Annotated in this window: 20 protein-coding genes; 4 read left to right on the forward strand and 16 right to left on the reverse strand. The window is 68.4% G+C overall.

The genetic code is table 11. The features are described 5' to 3' along the window. Window positions 1–8: 8 nt before the first annotated feature. Window positions 9–1,163: an FAD-binding oxidoreductase gene (locus KDK82_RS17665; RefSeq protein WP_088165776.1), complete on the forward strand. Its 1,155-nt coding sequence runs from the start codon at window positions 9–11 to the stop codon at window positions 1,161–1,163. A 3-nt stretch (window positions 1,164–1,166) separates the two neighbouring features. On the opposite strand, the gene KDK82_RS17670 is transcribed toward KDK82_RS17665, so the two are convergent. From KDK82_RS17670 to pyrF, 4 genes are all read right to left on the reverse strand, one after another. Further along, window positions 1,167–2,144 (reverse strand): succinylglutamate desuccinylase/aspartoacylase family protein, encoded by a 978-nt coding sequence (locus KDK82_RS17670; RefSeq protein WP_043825318.1) that lies wholly within the window; start codon window positions 2,142–2,144, stop codon window positions 1,167–1,169. 150 nt (window positions 2,145–2,294) lie between these two features. Continuing rightward, window positions 2,295–3,278, reverse strand: a complete 984-nt coding sequence (locus tag KDK82_RS17675) for a tripartite tricarboxylate transporter substrate binding protein (protein ID WP_088165777.1) — start codon at window positions 3,276–3,278, stop codon at window positions 2,295–2,297. A gap of 155 nt (window positions 3,279–3,433) precedes the next feature. After that, on the reverse strand, window positions 3,434–4,339 hold the full coding sequence (locus KDK82_RS17680; protein WP_047328043.1) for a LysR family transcriptional regulator: 906 nt from the start codon (window positions 4,337–4,339) through the stop codon (window positions 3,434–3,436). 20 nt (window positions 4,340–4,359) lie between these two features. Continuing rightward, on the reverse strand, window positions 4,360–5,187 hold the full coding sequence (pyrF, locus tag KDK82_RS17685) for an orotidine-5'-phosphate decarboxylase (protein WP_034389730.1): 828 nt from the start codon (window positions 5,185–5,187) through the stop codon (window positions 4,360–4,362). A gap of 88 nt (window positions 5,188–5,275) precedes the next feature. Here pyrF and KDK82_RS17690 point away from each other — a divergent pair, with 88 nt between their 5' ends. Then, window positions 5,276–6,157: a DMT family transporter gene (locus tag KDK82_RS17690; protein WP_034389732.1), complete on the forward strand. Its 882-nt coding sequence runs from the start codon at window positions 5,276–5,278 to the stop codon at window positions 6,155–6,157. A gap of 74 nt (window positions 6,158–6,231) precedes the next feature. Here the strand turns inward: KDK82_RS17690 and KDK82_RS17695 are convergent, their stop codons facing one another. From KDK82_RS17695 to def, 8 genes are all read right to left on the reverse strand, one after another. Continuing rightward, window positions 6,232–6,831 carry a FlgO family outer membrane protein gene (locus tag KDK82_RS17695; RefSeq protein WP_012202758.1) on the reverse strand — a complete coding sequence of 200 codons (600 nt, stop codon included), beginning with the start codon at window positions 6,829–6,831 and terminating at the stop codon, window positions 6,232–6,234. After that, window positions 6,828–7,367 (reverse strand): hypothetical protein, encoded by a 540-nt coding sequence (locus tag KDK82_RS17700; RefSeq protein WP_012202759.1) that lies wholly within the window; start codon window positions 7,365–7,367, stop codon window positions 6,828–6,830. Before KDK82_RS17700 ends, KDK82_RS17695 begins: the two co-directional genes overlap by 4 nt. 119 nt (window positions 7,368–7,486) lie before the next feature. Then, complete coding sequence (locus tag KDK82_RS17705; RefSeq protein ID WP_043783159.1) at window positions 7,487–8,680, reverse strand: phosphoglycerate kinase; 1,194 nt, start codon at window positions 8,678–8,680, stop codon at window positions 7,487–7,489. A 183-nt stretch (window positions 8,681–8,863) separates the two neighbouring features. Further along, entirely contained in the window at window positions 8,864–9,199 is a 336-nt protein-coding gene (locus tag KDK82_RS17710) for an AzlD domain-containing protein (protein WP_012202761.1), read from the reverse strand. Then, entirely contained in the window at window positions 9,199–10,062 is an 864-nt protein-coding gene (locus KDK82_RS17715; protein ID WP_088165778.1) for an AzlC family ABC transporter permease, read from the reverse strand. The genes KDK82_RS17710 and KDK82_RS17715 overlap by 1 nt, the downstream gene beginning before the upstream one ends. Beyond that, window positions 10,059–11,042: a methionyl-tRNA formyltransferase gene (fmt, locus tag KDK82_RS17720; RefSeq protein ID WP_065347710.1), complete on the reverse strand. Its 984-nt coding sequence runs from the start codon at window positions 11,040–11,042 to the stop codon at window positions 10,059–10,061. Before fmt ends, KDK82_RS17715 begins: the two co-directional genes overlap by 4 nt. A gap of 35 nt (window positions 11,043–11,077) precedes the next feature. Beyond that, window positions 11,078–11,617: a hypothetical protein gene (locus KDK82_RS17725; protein ID WP_063327534.1), complete on the reverse strand. Its 540-nt coding sequence runs from the start codon at window positions 11,615–11,617 to the stop codon at window positions 11,078–11,080. Beyond that, window positions 11,614–12,126 carry a peptide deformylase gene (gene def, locus KDK82_RS17730; RefSeq protein WP_012202765.1) on the reverse strand — a complete coding sequence of 171 codons (513 nt, stop codon included), beginning with the start codon at window positions 12,124–12,126 and terminating at the stop codon, window positions 11,614–11,616. Before def ends, KDK82_RS17725 begins: the two co-directional genes overlap by 4 nt. Window positions 12,127–12,325: 199 nt before the next feature. Between def and KDK82_RS17735 the strand changes: the two genes are divergently transcribed. Both KDK82_RS17735 and dprA read left to right on the forward strand, forming a co-directional pair. Continuing rightward, window positions 12,326–13,531: a LysM peptidoglycan-binding domain-containing protein gene (locus KDK82_RS17735; RefSeq protein WP_088165779.1), complete on the forward strand. Its 1,206-nt coding sequence runs from the start codon at window positions 12,326–12,328 to the stop codon at window positions 13,529–13,531. A gap of 25 nt (window positions 13,532–13,556) precedes the next feature. Next, complete coding sequence (dprA, locus tag KDK82_RS17740) at window positions 13,557–14,774, forward strand: DNA-processing protein DprA (protein ID WP_071954104.1); 1,218 nt, start codon at window positions 13,557–13,559, stop codon at window positions 14,772–14,774. Window positions 14,775–14,903: 129 nt separating this feature from the next. On the opposite strand, the gene KDK82_RS17745 is transcribed toward dprA, so the two are convergent. The 4 genes from KDK82_RS17745 to yajC all read right to left on the reverse strand — a co-directional run bounded on the left by KDK82_RS17745 (window position 14,904) and on the right by yajC (window position 20,650). Then, entirely contained in the window at window positions 14,904–17,297 is a 2,394-nt protein-coding gene (locus tag KDK82_RS17745) for a DUF1631 family protein (protein WP_088165780.1), read from the reverse strand. A 39-nt stretch (window positions 17,298–17,336) separates the two neighbouring features. Continuing rightward, window positions 17,337–18,287: a protein translocase subunit SecF gene (gene secF / locus KDK82_RS17750; RefSeq protein WP_088165781.1), complete on the reverse strand. Its 951-nt coding sequence runs from the start codon at window positions 18,285–18,287 to the stop codon at window positions 17,337–17,339. A gap of 13 nt (window positions 18,288–18,300) precedes the next feature. Further along, window positions 18,301–20,223 carry a protein translocase subunit SecD gene (secD, locus tag KDK82_RS17755; RefSeq protein WP_088165782.1) on the reverse strand — a complete coding sequence of 641 codons (1,923 nt, stop codon included), beginning with the start codon at window positions 20,221–20,223 and terminating at the stop codon, window positions 18,301–18,303. Between the two features lie 91 nt (window positions 20,224–20,314). Beyond that, window positions 20,315–20,650, reverse strand: a complete 336-nt coding sequence (gene yajC, locus KDK82_RS17760; RefSeq protein WP_012202771.1) for a preprotein translocase subunit YajC — start codon at window positions 20,648–20,650, stop codon at window positions 20,315–20,317. Window positions 20,651–20,905: the final 255 nt, after the last annotated feature.

Raw genomic sequence — 20,905 nt, forward strand, 5'->3', positions numbered from 1 at the left:
GGCCGGCCATGGACAGCAGCATCCGTGATTTCGTGGTGGTGGGCGCGGGCATGGCCGGTGCCTCGGTCGCCTGGCAGCTGGCGCGCGATGGCGGCGCCTCGGTGCTGGTGCTGGAGCGCGAATCCCAGCCCGGCTACCACAGCACGGGCCGCTCGGCCGCGCTGTATGAGGAGCACTATGGCCCGCTGCAGGTCCAGGCGCTGACGCGCGCCAGCCGCGCCTTCTACGAGCAGCCGCCGCAAGGCTTTGTGCAGGCTCCCATCCTGGCGCCGCGCGGCGTGCTCTATGTGGGCACGGCCGCGCAGAAGGACCTGCTCGATGCTGCCCATGCCGAGGCGCTCCTGCACTCGCCCCAGGCGCGGCGCCTGGGCCCCGATGAACTCAAGGCCCTGGTGCCCTGCCTGAACACCACGCTGCTGGTCGATGGCTTTGCGGACGACGGCGCGCGCGACATCGACGTGCATGGCCTGCACCAGGGATTCCTGCGCGGCCTGCGCCAGTGCGGCGGCGAGCTGCGCTGCAGCGCCGAGGTCCGCGCGCTGGCGCAGGACGCAGGTGTCTGGACCGTGGACCTGGCCGACGGCAGCCAGGTGCGCGCGCGCTGCGTGGTCAACGCAGCCGGCGCCTGGGCCGATGCGCTGGGCGCGCTGGCGGGCGCAGCGCCCATCGGCCTGGTGCCCAAGCGGCGCAGTGCCTTCACCTTTGCCGTGCCCGAAGGCATGGACGCCGCGCACTGGCCCGCCGTGATCAGCGCCGACGAGGGCTTTTACTTCAAGCCCGATGCAGGCCAGCTGCTGGGCTCGCCCGCCAACGCCGACCCCGTGGCGCCGCAGGACGTGGCGCCCGAGGAGCTGGACGTGGCCACGGGCATCTGGCGCATCGAGGAAGTGACCACGCTGCAGATCCGCCGCCCCTCCCACACCTGGGCCGGGCTGCGCAGCTTTGTGGCCGACGGCGAGATGGCCGTGGGCTGGGATGCCTCGCCTGCGCCGCTGCCGGGCTTTTTCTGGGTGGCCGCCCAGGGCGGCTACGGCATACAGAGCGCCTTCGGCTACAGCCTGCTGGCGCGCAACCTGCTGCGTGGCGAGCCGCTGGATGCGCGCCTGGCCGAGCAGGGCGTGCAGCCTGAACGGCTGTCGCCTGCGCGCTGCCAGCGCCCCTGAGGCTCAGAGCGGCGAGCGCCGCGCAAAGCGCACCACGGTCACGCCCGCGCGCGCCTGGCGCACCGAGGGCATGACCAGCACGCAGTCGCCATAGGGCGTGATCACCGGCTCGCCATCGTTGTCGCCGATCACCGTGCCGGCCTTCTCGAAGCGCTCCAGCCCCGTGAACGGCGCCGTGAAGCGAAAGCCGCTGCTCTTGGCCACCACGGGCGCCGTGACTTCCAGCGCCCACTGGGCCGGTGCGTCGGCCTGCTTCCAGCCGGGCAGGGCGGCGTGCAGCGCGCTGTTGTCGAAGATGGCGGCCACTTCGAGGAAACGCAGACACTGGTCGTGCGCCACGTCGCGGCTGGCCAGATCGCCGTGGAAGCCGCATTCGATCAGCAGCGAGCGCGAGTCGCCGGCCTCGGCGTCGGGCAGGCCGAAGCGCCCGTAGTCGCGCAGCCGCGTGCCGTCCTTGTGGCCGGCATCCACGACGATGTTCGCCGGCGCGCCCATCTGGCGTGCCAGATCGCGGTTGCGCGGCTGCATGCCGGTCAGCAGCAGCGGGGCCGAGGGCTCGTGCATGGAATGCAGGTCCAGCAGCCAGTCGGCCTGCTGCACGAAGGGGCGCAGCGCGGCGGCGCGGCGGCGTTCGCGGGTGCTGCCCTCGTCGATGCGTGCGTCTATCCACTGGCGGTTCATGTCCTCGTCCACGAAGCGCGAGGCATCGTGGCTGGCCGCGTCGAAGCGGTCGAAGGCATCGAGGTTGGCCAGCACCAGGGTCAGGCGGCCGTTGTCCAGCGCCAGGCCGTTGTTCAGGGCCTGAAGCAGCCCGGACACGGCCCAGGCGCCGCAGATCTCGTTGCCGTGCACCAGCGCGGAAATCATCACGTGGCGGCCCGGGCGTCCCGAGTCGAATTGCCACACGCCCTCGGTGCCGGTATTGCCCGCGCGCCAGGCGCTCAGGTCGGGCAGGGGAAGGTCAAATCGCAAAGTTTCCATCACTCACTCCGTGGTCTACAACCCTGATGCAATGCGCACTGCCTTTGGAACTGGCGTGACCCAGGCGAGGGACAGCGAGCAAGGGCCGCCCCGCAGCGAGGCTGTCGTCCCCCTTCAAGGGGGAAGGCGCGAAGCGACTCAGGGGGTTATTTAGTTCTCAATATGGGCAAATTGGACGATCTTGGTGTACTTGGCGATCTCGGCGTTGATGTACTTGCCGGCATCGGTCTTGGGATCGGCCACCACCGAGCCCGACTCTTCCATCTTCTTGCGGAACTCGGGCGAGGCCATGGTCTCGTCCAGCGCCTTCTTGACCTTGGCGGCCACGGGTGCGGGCAGGCCCTTGGGCGCCATCAGCGCGAACCAGACGTTGATGTCCACGTTCTTGTACTGGGGCAGCTCGGACAGGGCCGGGATGTCGGGCGTGATGGCCGAGCGCTTGGCCTCCGTCGTGCCCAGGGCGATGACCTTGCCCGCGCGGATCTGGGGCAGTCCCGAGGACAGCACGAACATGCCGAACTCGATGTTGTTGCCCACCAGGTCCGTGGTCAGGGGCGCCACGCCGCGGTAGGGGATGTGGGTCATGTGAAGCTTGCCCTGCTCCTTGATCATCTCGCCGGCCAGGTGCGGTGCCGTGCCCACGCCCGAGCTGCCGTAGCTGAACTTGCCCGGGTTCTTGGCCACCAGGGCGCTGAACTCGGCGGCTGTCTTGACGCCGGCCTTCTGCGAGGCCACCAGCACCATGGGCTGGGAGCCGATCATGCCGATGGGCGTGAAGTCGCCGATGGAGTACTTGATGCTCTTGTTGATCAGCCGTGCGATGGCCAGCTCGTTGTTGGCGCCCACGAACAGCGTGTAGCCGTCGGGCGTGGCCTTGACGGCCTTTTGCGCGCCGATGGCGCCGCCCGCGCCTCCCAGGTTCTCCACCACCACGGGCTGGCCCAGGCGCGAGGCCAGGCCATCGGCCACGAAGCGGCCCACCAGGTCGGTGCTGCCGCCGGCGGGGTAGCCCACGATCATGGTGATGGCACGGTTGGGGTAGCTGGCGGCGTCGTCGGCGAAGGCGCTGCCGGTGGCGGCGATCAGCAGGCCGCAGGCCAGGGTGGTGCGGCGCAGGAGGGATTTGCTGGGCATGGGGTTATTCCTGAAATGTATGAGATTAATTGTGCGAAGGACTACCCAGGCATTTGGTGCTGATTCGGCACGAGGCGGAGCCATTGCAGCACCAAAACTCTCTTGTTCCACAGCGCGGTGCGGGTTTGCACCAGGAGGGCGCATGCATGCACCCGTCAGGCGCCCGTGATGTCGCTCCAGAACTGCTCGGCCGCGGGGCCCAGGTGGCGCTTGGGACGGTACAGGCGCACGTCGAAGTGCACTTCCAGGCCCGGGTCGCCGGCCACGGCCAGGCGGCCGGCCTGGCAGTCGCCGCGCACCATGGACCACGGCATCCAGGCCAGGCCCAGGCCGCGCAGCACATATTCGTAGTGGGCGTCGGCCGAGTCGCAGTCCACGCAGCGGCGCAGGCGCGGCGCCAGCGGATGCCGGGCCAGGTGGTCTTCCACCAAGCGGCCCAGGGCCATGCTGTGCGAGAAGGCCAGGTAGGGCACGGGAGAGACGGGCTGGTGGCTGGCCGACAGCTCGTACAGCGGACGGCCCTGGGCATCGGCGCGGGCCACGGGCACCAGCCTGTCCTGCATCACCGTCAGGTAGCTGAACTGGCGGCCGTCCAGGCGCACGCCAATGGCGGCGTGGTGGTAGACCAGCGTGAAGCTGACTTCGCCGCGCTGCAGCATGGCCACGGTCTCGTCCAGCGTGCGTGTGACCACGCGCAGCTCGGCCGTCTGCAGCACGCTGCCGTGGCGCGTCAGCCAGTCGGCCACGATGGTGCGCGCCAGTGTGCGTCCCGTGGCCAGGGTGATCACGCGGGCCTGGCGCCCGGCCACGGCCTGCAGTTCATCGTGCGACTGGGCCAGCGTGCGCACCAGTTGCTCGGCCGTATCGCGGAAGGCTTCGCCGGCCGGCGTCAGCCGCACGGGGCCGCCGCCGGGCTCGACCAGGGGCGTGCCGGCCCAGGCCTCCAGCGCGCGGATGCGCCGCCCGAAGGCCGGATGGGTGACATGGCGCAGCTCGGCCGCGCGCGTGAAGCTGCGCTCCTGGGCCAGCAGCAGGAAGTCTTCCAGCCATTTGCCTTGCATGGCCGGGCTTCCCTGCTGTCTCAGGCGGCGGCTGCGTCTTGCAGCGTCTGGCGCGTGGCCTGGGCGGCGGTGCGCGCGGCGGCAGCGAAGTCTTCGCCCTGCGATGCATAGAGCACCGCACGCGAGGAATTGATGATGATGGGGCCGCCGCCGATGCGCGCCGCCTTGACCGTGGCCACGGCATCGCCCCCCTGGGCGCCCACGCCGGGAATCAGCAGCGGCAGCGAGGGCGCGAATTCACGCACGCGCTCGATTTCCTGCGGGCGCGTGGCGCCCACCACCAGGCCGAGTTGGCCGTTGGTGTTCCAGGGGCCTTGCGCCAGGCGCGCCACATGCTCGAACAGGTGGGGCTGGCCCGGCAGGTCGGCCAGGCGCTGGGCCTGCAGGTCGTCGCCGCCGGGGTTGGAGGTGCGGCACAGCAGGAAGGCGCCCTTGCCCTCGTACTGCAGGTAGGGCGTGATGGAGTCGAAGCCCATGAAGGGCGACAGGGTCACGGCGTCGGCGCCGTAGCGCTCGAAGGCTTCCTTGGCGTATTGCTCGGCGGTGGAGCCGATGTCGCCGCGCTTGGCGTCCAGGATGATGGGCACATGGGGCGCGACGGCGCGCATGTGGGCCATGAGCTTTTCCAGCTGGTCTTCGGCGCGGTGGGCCGCGAAGTAGGCGATCTGGGGCTTGAAGGAGTTCACCAGATCGGCCGTGGCGTCGACGATGGCGGCGCAGAAGTCGTAGATTTTGCTTGCATCGCCGCGCATGGCCGCAGGAAAGCGGCTGGGTTCGGGGTCCAGGCCCACGCACAGCATGGATTGGTTCTGGGCGGTGGCATTGCGCAGCATGTCGAGAAAGGTCATGGGGCGCGATTTTAGCGATCGGCCCTTCCCGGGGCCTGTCGCCGGGCATCCAGCGGGCCTGGCGGCCCGCGGGCACAATCGGCGGCCTATGCCTGCCTTCACCGCCCGACAAATTCTTTTGCTGATCGCGCTGACCCTGATCTGGGGCATCAACTGGCCGGTGATGAAGCTGGGCGTGCAGCATTTCCCGCCGCTGAGTTTCCGCATGGCCTCGATGTGGGTGGGGCTGCCCATCCTGGCGGCCTTCGTGGTCTGGCGCCGCCTGCCGCTGGCCGTGCCGCGCGCCTATTGGCCCCGGCTGGCGCAGCTGACGCTGTTCAACATGGTGCTGTGGAACAGCCTGATCATCATTGCCATCCCCATGCTGTCCAGCGGGCGGGCGGCCATCCTGGGCTACACCATGCCCATCTTCTCGGCCGTGCTGGGCAGCCTGTTCTTCCATGACCGGCTGGCGCCGCGTGCCTGGGCGGGTGTGGCGGCGGCCTTGGCGGGCGTGCTCCTGCTGCTGTGGCACGAGGTCGGCGCCCTGGGCAGCCGCCCCATCGGCGTGGGCCTGATGCTGGCCGCCGCGCTGAGCTGGGCCTTCGGCACGCAGAAGCTGCGCCGCGCCGAGGTGCCCGTGCCCCTGCTGACGATGACGCTGTGGATGGTGGCGCTGACCGCGCTGACGCTCACGGTGCTGGCCTTCGTCTTCGAGCGCCACCTGTGGCACTGGCCCGACGCCCAGGCCACGGGCGCCATCGTCTTCAACGGTGTGCTGGTGCTGGGCTTTGGCCAGACGGTCTGGTTCTTCCTGGCGCGCAGCCTGCCGCCCGTGGCGTCCACGCTGAGCGTGATGATGATCCCCGTGCTGGGCGTGTTCAGCGGCGCCTGGTGGCTGGGCGAGGTGCTGCACTGGCAGGACTGGACGGCCGTGGCGCTGATGGTGGTGGCCATCGCCTCGGTGCTGTGGCCGGCGCGCGGCCGCTGAAGGGAATCAGGCGAAGGTCGGGAGAAGAAGACGCAGCCTGACTGCGCACACAGGCGCAGTCAGGCCGCAGGGCCTCAGCGTTGCGCTGTGGCCGGGGCGCCCAGCAGGCGCTGGATGTCGATGTTGTTGGGCAGCGCGTAGTCGTGGCTGCGCACGATGCGGCTGTCGTCGGTGCGAACCAGCTTCAGGCTCACATAGGTGTACTTGGCAGCCGCCGAGTACGTGCCCACCAGGACCAGGGCCGCATTGTGGTTGCGGGCGATGTCCTTGATCTCGCGTGACAGCAGCAGCTCGCCCGTGCCTTCCTTGACGTACACATCGCCGCGCAGCTTCAGCTCCTTGACGTTGTAGCCCTTGGCGGACAGCTGGGAGGCGTACAGCTCGCTGAGCGTGCGGCCCAGTGGGGCCGAGCGCGTCAGGTCGTTGACGTTGACCACGGTGGCCACGAGCACGGGCGCCTCGCCCAGTTCCTCGGTGTTCAGGCCCTTGACCAGCTCGTCCACGGCAGCGCGGCTGCTGGCGATGAAGGGGTTGGCTGCGGCCGACTGGTAGGTGGGCTCGCCGCGGCGCGCGGCCGACGATTCGGGCGTGGTCGCGGGAGCGGGCACGGCGCAGGCGGACAGCAGGGCCGCCGCAGCCAGCGCGGCAGGCAGGAGGGGCGTGCGCAGCGTCATTGGCCCACCACCTTCAGGTTCTTGGCGGGGAATTCGGGGCGCTCGTCCTCGGCCGTGAACAGCACGGCGTCGCTCTTTTCGAGGTAGTAGACGTCGGTCTTGCGCGCCAGGTACTGGTTGTTGCGCACCACCGTCGTCGTCAGCACGAGTTCGGGGTTGGGCAGGCGCTTGCCGTGGCGCACGACCTGGGCGCCGTAGCTCACCTGCAGCTGGGCCTGGGCCGGCTGCTGCATGACGGTCACGCCGCTTTGCACGAGCTTGGTGATGATCAGCTCACGAAAGCCCTTGTCGAACTGGCTGGGCTCGGCCGGCAGGGCCACGTGGACCGGCGTGGTGCGCTCGATGCCGGTCTTTTGCAGTGTTTCCAGCGTCTTGGCGACGACATCGTTGGCCACGGAGTCCCAGTGGCCGGCAGCGCCGATCTTGGGCTGGGCCGTGGCTTCGAAGTAGCTGGTCATCGGTGCATTGACGCAGCCCGCCAGGGCCAGGCAGAGGCCCGCCAGGGCCAGGCCGCCAGCGGATTTGAACGATCGCATGGATTTCTCCTCGGTGCGGAGCGCGCTGCGGCGGATTGCTGCAGCTGCGCAAAGTGTCGATTGTGGCTTCGCCGCGAGGCACTGACAAGAAAGTGCCCCGTATCCGGATGTTGCCGTGCTCAGCCGTTGGCGCGCTTTTGCAGGATCTCGAAGGCGGGCAGGGTCTTGCCTTCCAGCACCTCCAGGAAGGCACCGCCGCCCGTGGAGATGTAGCCGACCTTGTCCTCGATGCCGTACTTGGCGATGGCGGCCAGGGTGTCGCCGCCACCGGCGATGCTGAAGGCGTCGGACTCGGCAATCGCCTGGGCCACGACCTTGGTGCCGTTGGCGAACTGGTCGAACTCGAACACGCCCATGGGGCCGTTCCAGACGATGGTGCCGGCCTTGCGCAGTTGCTCGGCCAGGCGGGCGGCGGTCTCGGGGCCGATGTCCAGGATCATGTCGTCGTCAGCCACTTCGGTGGCCTTCTTGACGGTGGCGGGCGCGTCGGCCGCAAAGGTCTTGGAGACCACCACGTCGGTGGGAATCGGCACCTCGGCGCCGCGTGCGGCCATGGCGTCGATCACGGCGCGGGCCTCGCCGACCAGATCGGCCTCGGCCAGGCTCTTGCCGATGTTCAGGCCCGCGGCCAGCATGAAGGTGTTGGCAATGCCGCCGCCCACGATGAGCTGGTCCACGTTCTTGGCCAGCGACTGCAGGATGGTCAGCTTGGTCGACACCTTGGAGCCGGCCACGATGGCGGCCAGCGGGCGGCGCGGGTTGGCCAGGGCCTTTGTGATGGCGTCGATCTCGGCCGACAGCAGGGGGCCCGCGCAGGCAATGGGCGCGAACTGGGCGATGCCGTAGGTCGTGCCTTCGGCACGGTGGGCAGTGCCGAAGGCGTCGTGCACGAAGATGTCGCACAGTGCGGCCAGCTTGCGAGCCAGTTCTTCCTTGTTCTTCTTCTCGCCCACGTTCACGCGGCAGTTCTCCAGCAGCACGACCTGGCCGGGCGCCACCTGCACGCCGTCCACCCAGTCGGCGACCAGGGGCACTTCGCGGCCCAGCAGCTCGCCCAGGCGGCGGGCGACGGGCGCCAGCGAATCGGCGGGCTTGAACTCGCCTTCGGTGGGGCGGCCCAGGTGGCTGGTCACCATCACGGCGGCGCCGGCCTTCAGCGCCATCTCGATGGCGGGCACGGAGGCGCGCACGCGCGTGTCCTCGGTGATCTCGCCGGCATCGTTCAGGGGCACGTTGAGGTCGGCGCGGATGAAGACGCGCTGGCCCTGGGCCTTGCCCTGGGCGCACAGATCGGAGAAACGGAGAATGTTCATGACGGCGGCGTTGCGATCGGTGGCGATCGCCATGGAATTGAAACGAAAAAGAGGTAAAGCGCGGCCATTGTAGGCGGCGTGCCCGCCCCGGCAGCGGGCGGGCGCACCGGCGATCCGGGGCATCGGGAGCCGCCTGTAATCCGGTTTCAGCCGGGGAGCCGGGCGCTCTCGGCCGCGCTGCGCCTACCAGCCCAGGCCGATATGCAGTGGCAGATAGACCGCCATGCCAAGCGCGATCGTGCCCATGATGCTGCGCTTGTAAAAAAAATACATGACCGCGCAAGCCAGGGCCGGCAGGCGCGCATCGACCACGGTGGAGATCAGCCGGCCGTTGGTCATCACGATCTCGGGCGCAATCACGGCCGCCAGGGCCGCCAGCGGCGCGTACTTGAGGCCGCGCTTGAGCCATTGCGGCAAGGGCACCTCGCGCTCGGGAATCAGGAAGAAGGCGCGTGTGAACAGCGTGATGGCCGCCAGGCCCACGCAGGCCAGCCAGGGCCACAGCCAGGACAGATCCATCAGAGCGTTTCCTTTTCCTTGGTTTCCACGGGCCGGGCGTCTTCGTCCAGCGGCAGCCGGGCATGGCGCTCGCCATGGGCTGTATCGGGCGGGAGAATCACCGGGCCCGGCTCCCCTTTTTCAGGCGCCTGCAGGGCGCGCAGGCGCTGCTGCAGCGTTTCTGCCAGCAGGCCTGCGGCCACAGCTGCAGCGATGGCCACGAGGATATTGAGCTTGAGCGGCAGCGCAAAGGCCGCCACGGCCGCGCTGGCCGCAACCACGCCTGCCACCCAGGTGGCACGGTCGTTGAGCATGGACAGCAGCACGCCCATCAGGGCCAGCACGCCCGCAAAGCCCAGGCCCCAGGACAGGGGCACCTGGTCGGCCAGCAGGATGCCCAGCGTGGACGGGATCTGCCAGGCCAGCCAGTTGGTCGAGGCGGCACCCCAGAAATAGGGCAGCTGCTCGGGCTGGGGCCGGGCATCGGGGTAGCGCTTCATGAAGCCCACGAAGATCACGTCGCCGCTGAAATAGGCGATGGCCAGGCGGTGGCGCAGGCGCAGGTGGGCAAAGTAGCTGCGCCACATGCTGCTGAGGATGACGAAGCGCAGGTTCACGCAGATGGCCGTGAACCAGACCACCCACATGGGCGCGCCCACGGCCATCAGCGGCAGCACGGCCAGCTGGGCACTGCCGGCATAGACCAGAAGGCCCATGAACAGCGCCAGGGGCAGGGACATGCCGCTCTTGATCATGGCCACGCCCGTGACCAGGCCCCAGGCGCCTATGCCCAGCGCCGTGCCCGACATGTCGCGCACGCCGGTCATGAAGGCGGGATCGCGCGCAATGCCGCGTGCGCGCTCCACCAGGGGCTGCAGGTTCATGGCGTGCCGCCGCTGGCAGCACCGTCCAGAACGGCTCCTTCAGGCAGATCGAAGCCGCGCAGGAAATCGCCCGCCGCCAGCCGCTTGCCGCCCGCGCGCTGCAGCAGCGTCATGCACAGCACGCCATGGCCGCAGGCCACGCGCACGCCGTCGGCGCCTGCGGACAGCACGGTGCCGGGGGCTGCCGTCGCCACGGCGATGGCGGGGTCGGCGTGAGCCTCCCAGACCTTGATGGCTTCATCGCCGTACTGCGTGGCGCCGCCCGGGAAGGGGTTGAAGGCGCGCAGGCGCCGGGCAATGGCCTCGGCATCCTGGTGCCAGTCGATCTGGCTTTCGGCCTTTTCGATCTTGTGCGCGTAGTTCACGCCCTCGGCGGGCTGGGGCGTGCGCGGCAGGCCGCCGCAGGCGCTCATCTCCAGCGCCTCGACGATGAGGCGCCCGCCCAGGTCGGCCAGCTTGTCGTGCAGGCTGGCCGTGGTGTCGTCGGCGGTGATGGGCAGGCGCTCGATGAGGCACATGTCGCCCGTGTCCAGGCCCGCATCCATCTGCATGATGGTGACGCCGGTCTCGGCATCGCCGGCCTCGATGGCGCGGTGGATGGGGGCGGCGCCGCGCCAGCGCGGCAGCAGGCTGGCGTGGATGTTCAGGCAGCCGCGCGGGGGCGTATCGAGCACCCACTGCGGCAGGATCAGCCCGTAGGCGGCCACGACCATGACATCGGCCTGGGCCGCTTCGATGGCGGCGCGGGCGGCGGCGGCCTCTTCGGGGTATTTGCCGTCCAGGCGCAGGCTGCGCGGCTGGGCCACGGCAATGCCGTGCTCCAGCGCGCACTGCTTGACGGGCGAGGCCTGCAGCTTCATGCCGCGCCCGGCGGGACGGTCGGGCTGGGTCAGCACCAGGGGGACGGTAAAGCCCGCGGCGAGCAGGCGTTCAAGGGCAACGCGCGCGAACTCGGGCGTGCCGGCAAAAATGACTCTCATGCAATCCAGTAGGGACAGTGGGACGGTGTGCCGGCTCAGCGACGGTCGTCGTCGTTGAACACTTCGTCGGTGAACATCACGCGGCGCACCACGCCGGCGGGGTCGATATGCACATGGGCCTGGCGGCGAATGCCATTTTCCAGAATACGGTAGGTCCAGATGTCGCCGTTGAAACTGTAGACCCTCTCGATCAGCGCAGGCGGGCCGAAGAGCTGACGCACGCTTTCCCGGGTGTCCTCGCCATTGCGCAGGGCGTGGAAGCGTTCGATGGTGAGCGCCTGCTCCACGCGCACCAGGCGCTGGCTGGCGTCGAAATCCATGTGGTAGACCTGCTGGCCCGCAGGCTGCCGGCTGTAGACCAGGCGCGTGCCGCCGCCGTCCAGCGGCAGGCTCAGGGTCGGGCGGCCCATGGAGCGCTCGATCTCGGAGCGCGGCGTGCCGGGCTTTTGCCACTCGGGCACGGCGCAGCCGGCAAGCAGCAGGGACAAGGCCAGGGCAAGCAGCGCCCAGGCAACGAGGCCCGCGCCGTCCATCTTCCAGCGCGGCATGAAGCGAAGCGCTGGCAGGTGGGTCATGCGCGTTCTGCCTGTTTCTGCTGCTTGAGCAGCTTGGTCTTGATGCGGTTGCGCTTGAGCGGCGACAGGTACTCGACGAAGACCTTGCCCATCAGGTGGTCCATCTCGTGCTGGATGCAGATGGCCTTGAAGCCTTCGGCCTCGATGATGCGTTCGTTGCCGTTCTCGTCCAGCGCCTTGACCTTGATGGCGGTGGAGCGCTCGACGCCGTCGTAGATGCCGGGCACCGACAGGCAGCCTTCTTCGCCCAGCTGCGTTTCCTCGCTGGCCCAGAGCAGCTCCGGGTTGATCAGCGCAAAGGGCTCGTCACGGCCTTCGGAGACATCGACCACGACCACGCGCTCGTGCACGTTCACCTGGGTGGCTGCCAAGCCCACGCCCTGGGCGTCATACATGGTGGCGTACATATCCTGGACCAGCTGGCGAATGCGGTCATCGACCTTGGCAACCGGCTTGGCGACGGTGTGCAGGCGGGGGTCGGGATAGCAAAGAATGGGCAGAATGGACATGGCGTGGTCGGTGAATGTCGTTATTTTCGCCACTTTTCTGCCTGGGCGCAGCGGGACGACGCAATAAGCGTTGCCCTCTCATGGCCTTGCACGCAGAATCTTTGCTGATTTGTAAGACCTGTATGGCCGTTCATGACAAGATCGGTCGTGCCGCAGTGCCTAGGAGGGACGCTGCGTCAGCCACAAGAAGAGGAATTCCATGACTGCATTCGCCACAGCTCGTACCTGGACTGTCGCAACGGCCCTGATCGCTGCGTTCGCAGCGGCCCACGCGCAGCAGCTTCCGGTGACGGCATCGCAGCGCTCGGTCGCCCAGCAGGTGGCCCAGCAGGGCGTTCCCGTGGGCGAGCTGGCGCCCGATGCGCCCGACAGCTACACCGTCAAGCGCGGCGACACGCTGTGGGGCATCTCCGGCATGTACCTGCGCCGTCCCTGGCGCTGGCCCGAGCTGTGGGGCATGAACATGCAGGCCATCGCCAATCCCCACCTCATCTATCCGGGCCAGGTGCTGTACCTGGACAAGCGTGATGGCTATGCCCGCCTGAGCACGGCGCGTCCCATGGGCGACGGTGGCGAGCCCGGTGTGGTGCGCGTGTCTCCGAGCACGCGCAGCGAGTCGCTGGCGCAGGCGGCCCTGCCCACGCTGCAGCCCCATCTGATCGAGCCCTTCCTGGCCGAGCCGCTGGTGGTGGATGCCGAAACGCTGCTGCGCGCACCCCGCCTCATCGCCACCACGGACGAGCGCGTGCTCATGGCCAGCGGTGACCGTGCCTATGCACGCGGCACGGCCGAGGCGCCGCTGCGCAAGGGCGACGGCCTGCCGCGCCAGTACCGTGTCTTCCGCGATGCGGTGGCGCTCAAGGACCCCATCTCGGGCGAGGTGCTGGGCTACGAGGCCAAGTACCTGGGCCTGGCCGATCTCATCGAGGGCGAGACCTCGCTGGAGATCGTGGACAGCAAGGGCGAAAAGCACGAGCAGGCCTCTCCCGCCACGGTGGACCTGTCGCGCGCCAAGACCGAGATGCGTGCTGGCGACCGCCTGCTGCCCGCACCGGAACGAACCTACATGAACTATGCGCCGCATGCGCCGCAGGCTGCCGTGAAGGCCCATGTGGTGTCCCTGTACGGCGACCAGGCCGTGCGCTGGGCGGCCAACAACCAGGTCATTGCCATCAACAAGGGCACGCAGGACGGCATGGACGTGGGCACGGTGCTGGAGCTGATCCGCCGTGGCGTGCGCATCGTGGACAAGACGGGCGACAAGAAGGAAGAAGTGCAGTTGCCCGACGAACGCAATGGTTACGCCATGGTGTTCCGTACCTTCGACCGCGTCTCCTACGCGCTGATCCTGGAGGCACGGCGCGGCGTCGAGGTGGGCGACAGCCTGACCTCGCCGGCTCCCTGAGCCCCAGCGGCCTGCCGGCAACGCCATGGCGGCCGCCTTGCAGCCCACCGACCGGCTCGCTCCCGAGGAGCTGTCCGCCTGGCTTCGGCTGCTGCTGACGCCCGGCGTGGGCCGCACCACGGCGCGGCGCTTGCTGGCGGCCTGCGGTGGCGCGCAGAACATCTGGAGCGGCCCTCCAGCCGCCTGGCACGGCCTGGTGACGGCGGCACAGGCCCATTCGCTGCAGACCGTGCCCCAGCGCCTGGAGCAGCTTGTGGCGGCCACGGCGCAATGGCTGGACCAGCCCGCTTCCGGGCAGTTGCATGCCGTGCTTGCGCTGGGCCATCCCCAGTATCCGCAGTCGCTGCTGCAGACCGAAGATCCGCCGCTGCTGCTGCATGTGCAGGGCAGCGAGCGCTGCATGGCAGGTTCTGGTCCCTGGTTCCCCTATCCACAGTCCCTGGCCATGGTCGGCAGCCGCGGGCCGACGGTCCAGGGCGCGGCCAATGCGCGCGCCATGGCGCAGGCGCTGGCCGAGGCCGGCCTGTGCATCGTCTCCGGACTGGCGCAGGGCGTGGATGGCGCTGCCCATGAGGGCGCACTGCGCGCGGTGCTGCGCACGGGCGCCCAGGCGGCGCCCGTCACCATTGCCGTCGTCGGCACGGGCCTGGACCAGGTCTATCCACGGCGCCACATCGGCCTGGCCCGCGAAGTGGCCAGCCATGGGCTGATCGTCAGCGAGTATCCGCTGGGCACCGGCCCCATGGCCGCGCACTTTCCGCAGCGCAACCGCATCATTGCGGGCCTGTCCCAGGGCACGCTGGTGGTCGAGGCGGCCCTGCAATCGGGCTCGCTGATCACGGCCAGGCTGGCCAGCGAACAGGGCCGCGAGGTCTTTGCCATCCCCGGCTCCATCCACGCGCCCCAGTCGCGCGGCTGCCATGCGCTGCTGCGCCAGGGCGCCAAGCTCGTGGAAACGGCGCAGGACGTGCTCGATGAGCTGCAGGGAACGGTCGTGCGCCTGCCGCTTTCCAAGCCCGTACCGGCAGCAGCGGCGGCAGCGGCAGCTGTTCAGTCCGCACAGGACCATGAGAACGACGCCACCCTGCGCGCCCTGGCCCACGACCCGTTGTCGCTGGACGAGCTCATGGACCGCACAGGCATGGACGCCGCAGCCCTGCAGGCCCACCTGCTGGAGCTGGAACTGGAAGGCCGCGTGGAGCGCCTGCCCGGCGGCCTGTTCCAGCGCCTGGCCCAGGCCTGATCTCAAAAACTGGCGCGTCCCCAAGCGGGAGATGCCGAGCAAGAGCCGCCTCGCGGTGGGGGCGCCCAGCCGAGGGCATCGTCCCCCTACCCCGCGAAGCGGGTAGAGAGGGGGAAGGCGCGTAGCGCCTCAGGGGGAGCTTAGCCTTTCAGGGTTCGCCTGAATCTTCTCCAGCGCATCGCGCGTCGCGCGCACCGTGAGCGCCTCTTCGTCATGCACGGACAGCAGGCCGGACTGCAGGTAGGAGGCCATGCGCCGCAGCTGCAGCAGGTGGCAGGTGCCATCGAGCGCGGCGAACAGGTGCAGCTGCTTGCGGCGGCTGCGCCAGGTGTATTGCACCTGGATGCGCGCGCCGTTGTGGTCCAGCGTGAACCAGCGGCCCGGCTCCAGCGAGGTGGCCCACTCCAGCATCACCGGGTCCACGGGGGTGTTGGTGCTCGGGATGACGTTGAGCCCGGCCGTGTCCACGCCCAGGATCATCTCGATGTTCTCGGGCGACAGCGGCATGTCCTCGTCGAGCATGCCGTCTTCGCTGATGTACTGCTCCAGATGGGACAGCCGCTGGGCCATGGCCTCGATGCGGGCCGGTGCGATGGTCGCTGTCTTGGAGACGAAGGCTTCGGCCAGCGTGTCGGTGACCAGCTTGATGCGTGCGGACTGCCCCTCGCCCGTGACGCCGATCAGGGCCAGCCCTTCGCGCAGCGTCTGCAGCAGCGTCGGCAGCGTCTGGATCACGCGCGAGCGTTCCTGGCGCGTGGGCTTGGCGCTGGCGGCCCAGACCAGTTCGCTGGCGGCCTGCTTGAAGCGCATGGTGCGCGCGTCCTTGGCGCCGTGGCGCACGGCGGCCAGGGCCAGCACCTCGGTCCAGGTCTTGAACAGGAACTCGCGGATCTCCTCGCGCACCGGCATGTCGGTGAGCAGGTGGCGCAGCTCTATCGTGTACTGGATGGCCAGGGTTTCCTTTTGCTCCACCTGCTGGGCCACGCTGACGATCTTGGCCTTGTCCTGCGACTGGGTCAGGTAGCGCGCCAGGAAGTCCTCGAACTCGCGCAGCACCAGCACGAAGACCTTCTGGCCGGTCTCCGGGTACTGCTCGATGACCTGGACGATGCGCCGGATCTCCGACTCCAGCGCGCTGCCGCTGATGCTGGAGGCGTCGAACCCCATCACGCACGAACCCAGGCGGTCGATCAGCAGCCGGGCCGGGTGGCGCAGGTTGCTGAAGAATTCCGGCTCGGCCAGCGCCACGCGCAGCACGGGCACCTGCAGCCGGGCAAACCAGACGCGCACCGAGGGCGGGATGCGGTCCTCGGTCAGGATGGCCTGGAACATCAGGGCCACGATCTCGATGGTGGCCTTTTCACCCGAGGTGGTGGCCTTGCGCTTGAGCTCGGCCGAGCGCTCGCGCACCTGGCCCACCAATTGGCCGATGGCGGCCGGGCTGGCATCGATTTGCAGCGTGGTCAGTCCCCGGGCCAGCATCTGCTGGTACTGCGTCTGGGCCACGACGCGCTGCTCCAGCAGGGCCTGGGTCAGCGCGGCCGATGCGGGGGCCTGCTGCAGGCCACCGCCCACGCCGCCCACGCCGGGCACCAGGCCCGGCACGCCCACGCCCGGCTGCATGAGCAGGCGGCGCAGTTGGCCCACGACTTCATGGGCGCGGTGGCGTGCGCGCGAAAGTGTTGTCAGGCCCACGGGCATCTGGCCCTGGGGCAGTGCTCCGTTGGGCGGATAGGAGGCGGCAGCGCCCGGCACGCCGCCCATCTGCGTGGGCGCATAGGCCGAGGAAGGCTGCGAGGTCGAGACAGGCGCCGTGGCCGGGCCCAGGCCCATGGCGCGCGTGGAGTGGCCGCCCTCGGTGCGCCGCACCCGCATGGCCACGTCCTGCGAACGGGTGACGCCCTGGCCGTCCAGCAGCTGGTGGGCCGCCTGGTATCCGGCCACCAGCAGCGGTGCCAGGGCTGTCTGCAGCAGATCGTTCACGCGCTGCAGATCGCCGCGCTGCAGGCCGCTGGCGAGCCATTGCTCGACCAGATGGCGGCACACGGACTCGCTGCGCAGAATGTCGTCGGATGGCAGTTCCTGGTTTTCGATGGCCTGCATGCGCAGGCGCAGCGTATCGAAGACGGGTGCCGTGGTTTCCCCCATGGCCAGCGCCATGCGGGAGGCCAGGATCTTGTTCTCCACCACATCGTCGCTGAGCAGTTCGAACTGCAGCGCCCCGCGCTGTGGCACGGAGGCCGGTGTGGCCCTGCCCGGCTGCAGTGCGCCCTGCAGCGCCTGCATGCAGGCATTCAGCCAGGCCGCCTGGTGCTGGCGGTAGCTGGACCAGGCCTCGCGACGCTCCTGCATTTCACGTGCGGTGCCCACGGCCTGGGCCTGTTGTTCCATCTGGGCCAGCAGCTGCTGGGCCACGCCGGGTAGGCCCTTGCACAGTCCACGCACCCAATGCAAACGCGCCTGCTGGCCCAGTGAAGACTGGGTGCCAGCAGGCGCGTTGGAGGGGGTGGGCAGGGAGGGCATGCCCGCGAGTGTAAGCCGGTCTGGGGCTAGAACATTCGCTTACACAGTGGCGCCGGCGTTGGGATCGTTGGGGTCCGTGGAAGCCTTGGGTGCCTTGATCAGATCCTCGCGCTTGACGCCCAGCCACATGGCGATGGCGGCGGCCACGAAGACCGAGGAATAGATGCCGAACAGGATGCCGATGGTCAGAGCCAGCGCGAAGTAATGCAGGCTGGGACCGCCGAAGAAGAACATGGACAGCACCATGGCCTCGGTGGAGGCGTGGGTGATGATGGTACGGCTCATCGTGCTGGTGATGGCGTGGTCGATCACCTCGGTGGTGCTGAGCTTGCGGAACTTGCGGAAGGCTTCGCGGATACGGTCGAAAATCACGACCGACTCGTTGACCGAGTAGCCCAGCACGGCCAGCACGCCGGCCAGCACGGACAGCGAGAACTCCCACTGGAAGAACGCGAAGAAGCCCAGGATGATGACCACGTCGTGCAGGTTGGCGATCACGGCGGCCACGCCGAACTTCCATTCGAAGCGCATGGCCAGGTAGATCACGATGCCCAGCACCACGAAGCCCAGTGCCATCAGGCCGTTGTGCATGAGCTCGTCACCCACCTGCGGGCCCACGAACTCGGTGCGGCGCAGCGTGACTTCGGAGTCTTCCTTCTTGAGCGCCGTGAGCACCTGCTCGCTTTGCTGCGCGGAGGACACGTCCTTTTGCACGGGCAGGCGGATCATCACGTCGCGCGATGTGCCGAAGTTCTGCACCGTGACGTCGCTGTAGCCCAGCTTGGAGACGGTATCGCGCACCTTGGCGATGTCGGCGGTCTGGGTATAGGCCACCTCCATCACGGTGCCGCCCGTGAACTCCACGGACAGGTGCAGGCCGCGCGTGAGCAGGAAGAACACGGCCAGCGCGAAGGTGATGAAGGAGATCGCGTTGAGGACCAACGCGTACTTCATGAAGGGGATGTCTTTGCGGATGCGGAAGAACTCCATGGTCTTCCCCCTTTCAGTTGTTGGCGCCGGAATCGGCGACGCTGGAACCCTTGGCAGCCACGGAGCGCAGCTGGCTGGTGTCTTCCGGCTTCCAGACTTGGCCGATGGAGATGCTCTTGAGCTTCTTGCGGCGGCCGTACCAGAGGTTGACCAGGCCGCGCGAGAAGAACACGGCCGAGAACATGCTGGTCAGGATGCCGATGCAGTGCACCACGGCGAAGCCGCGCACCGGGCCGGAGCCGAAGGCCAGCAGCGCCAGGCCCGCGATCAGCGTGGTCACGTTCGAGTCCAGGATGGTGTGCCATGCGTTCTCGTAGCCCGCATGGATGGCGGCCTGCGGCGAGGCGCCGCCGCGCAGCTCCTCGCGGATGCGCTCGTTGATCAGCACGTTGGAGTCGATGGCCACGCCCAGCGCCAGCGCCATGGCGGCGATGCCGGGCAGGGTCAGCGTGGCCTGCAGCATGGACAAAATGGCCAGCAGCAGCAGCACGTTGACCGACAGGGCCACCGTGGAGATCACGCCGAACAGCATGTAGTACACGCACATGAAGGCCGCGATGGCCACCAGGCCCCAGACCACGGAGTGGATGCCGCGGTTGATGTTGTCGGCGCCCAGGCTGGGGCCGATGGTGTATTCCTCGATGATCTCCATGGGCGCGGCCAGCGAGCCGGCACGCAGCAGCAGGGCCGTGTCGTTGGCTTCCGCCGTGGTCATGCGGCCCGAGATCTGCACGCGTCCGCCACCGATCTCGGTACGGATCACGGGAGCCGTCACGACCTCGCCCTTGCCCTTTTCGAACAGGATGATGGCCATGCGCTTGCCCACGTTCTCACGCGTGATGTCCTTGAAGATGCGCGCGCCCTTGGCATCGAGCACCAGGTTGACCGTGGGTTCCTGGGTCTGGCTGTCGAAGCCGGGCTGTGCGTCGGTGAGGTTCTCGCCGGTCAGCACGACCTGCTTTTGCACGATCACGGCCTGGGCGTTGCGGTCCAGGTAGCGCTCGGAGCCGAAGGGCACGGGGCCCGAGCCCAGCTCGGCGCCGCGCGCCTCGGAGGATTCGTCGACCAGGCGCACTTCCAGCGTGGCCGTGCGGCCCAGGATGTCCTTGGCCTTGGCCGTGTCCTGCACGCCGGGCAGCTGGACGATGATGCGGTCCAGACCCTGCTGCTGGATCACGGGCTCGGCCACGCCCAGCTCGTTGATACGGTTGTGCAGGGTGACGATGTTCTGCTTGAGCGCCTGTTCCTGCACCTTGCGCAGGGCTTCGGGTTTGATGGAGGCCAGCAGCTTGAAGCCGGCGCCATCAGGCTCGGAGGTGGCCGCCAGATCGGGGAACTGGTCGGTGACCAGATTGCGTGCGGCCGTGAGCATGGCCTCGTCGCGCACGCGGATCTCGACGGTGTTGCCGTTGCGCGAGACGCCGCCGTGGCGGATGTTCTTGTCGCGCAGTGAGGTGCGCAGGTCGCCGGCAAAGGAGTCGGCCTTCTTGGTCAGGGCCGCAGCCATGTCCACCTGCAGCATGAAGTGCACGCCACCGCGCAGGTCCAGGCCCAGGTACATGGGCTTGGCGCCGACGGCCGTGAGCCATTGCGGCGAGCGCGACACCAGGTTCAGCGCCACGATGTAGGCCGGGTCGTTGGCATCGGGGATCAGGGCCTTCTGGATCACGTCCTTGGCCTTGAGCTGCTCGTCGGGCGTGTTGAAGCGCGCCCGCACCGAGGTGCCCTCGATGGTCAGCACATCGGGCTTGACATCGGCAGCCTTCAGGGCCTCCTCGACCCTGTGCAGCACCGCGTTGTCCACCTTGACGGTGGCCTTGGCCGAGGAGACCTGCACCGCAGGCGCCTCACCAAAAAAATTGGGCAGGGTGTAGAGCACCCCCACCAGCAGCGCGATCACGATGATCGCGTACTTCCAGACCGGATATCGGTTCATGATCGCGCTCTTCGCTCTTTGTAGACAGCAACGCACAAAAGGGTGTGCTGCCGCCTGCGCGGTCCGCACACCCGCAAGACAGGGACAGCGCTTACTTCAGCGTGTCCTTGGGCAGCACCTGTACGACGGCGCTGCGCTGGATCTGGACTTCCACACCCGAGGCGATCTCGATGTGCAGGAATTGCTCGGACATGCGTGTCACGCGGCCGATGATGCCGCCGGACGTTGCCACTTCGTCGCCCTTGGCCAGCGCCTCGATCATGGAGCGGTGCTCCTTCTGGCGCTTCATCTGGGGGCGGATCATCACGAAGTACAGCACCACGAACATCAGTGCCAGCGGTGCCATGCCGTACAGCTGCGACATGAAGTCGCCACCGGAGGCTGCTGCTGCGGGTGCGGTCTGGGCAAAAGCGGAAGAAATAAACACGGGCAAGACTCCAGGATTGGAAGGTCGAAAAAGGGTCGCTGCGCACGCCGTATGCACGGGCCCGCGCAGGAGAACGGAGCATTGTATGCGTCAGCCCTGACCCACATGGGCTGCCAGGATCTGGCGGCTGCGGGTTTTTCGGCGACGATGGCTGCAACTGGCTGCCATCTGCCGTTTTTAAAGGGGTGGAGCGCGGTTTTTCGTGATTTTTGCGCCCGGCTTGACGGTCCATGGAACGGACCCTGACGGAGCCGC

It is taken from the genome of Delftia sp. K82, assembly GCF_002193035.1.
GTDB classification, from domain to species: Bacteria; Pseudomonadota; Gammaproteobacteria; order Burkholderiales; family Burkholderiaceae_C; genus Comamonas; species Comamonas acidovorans.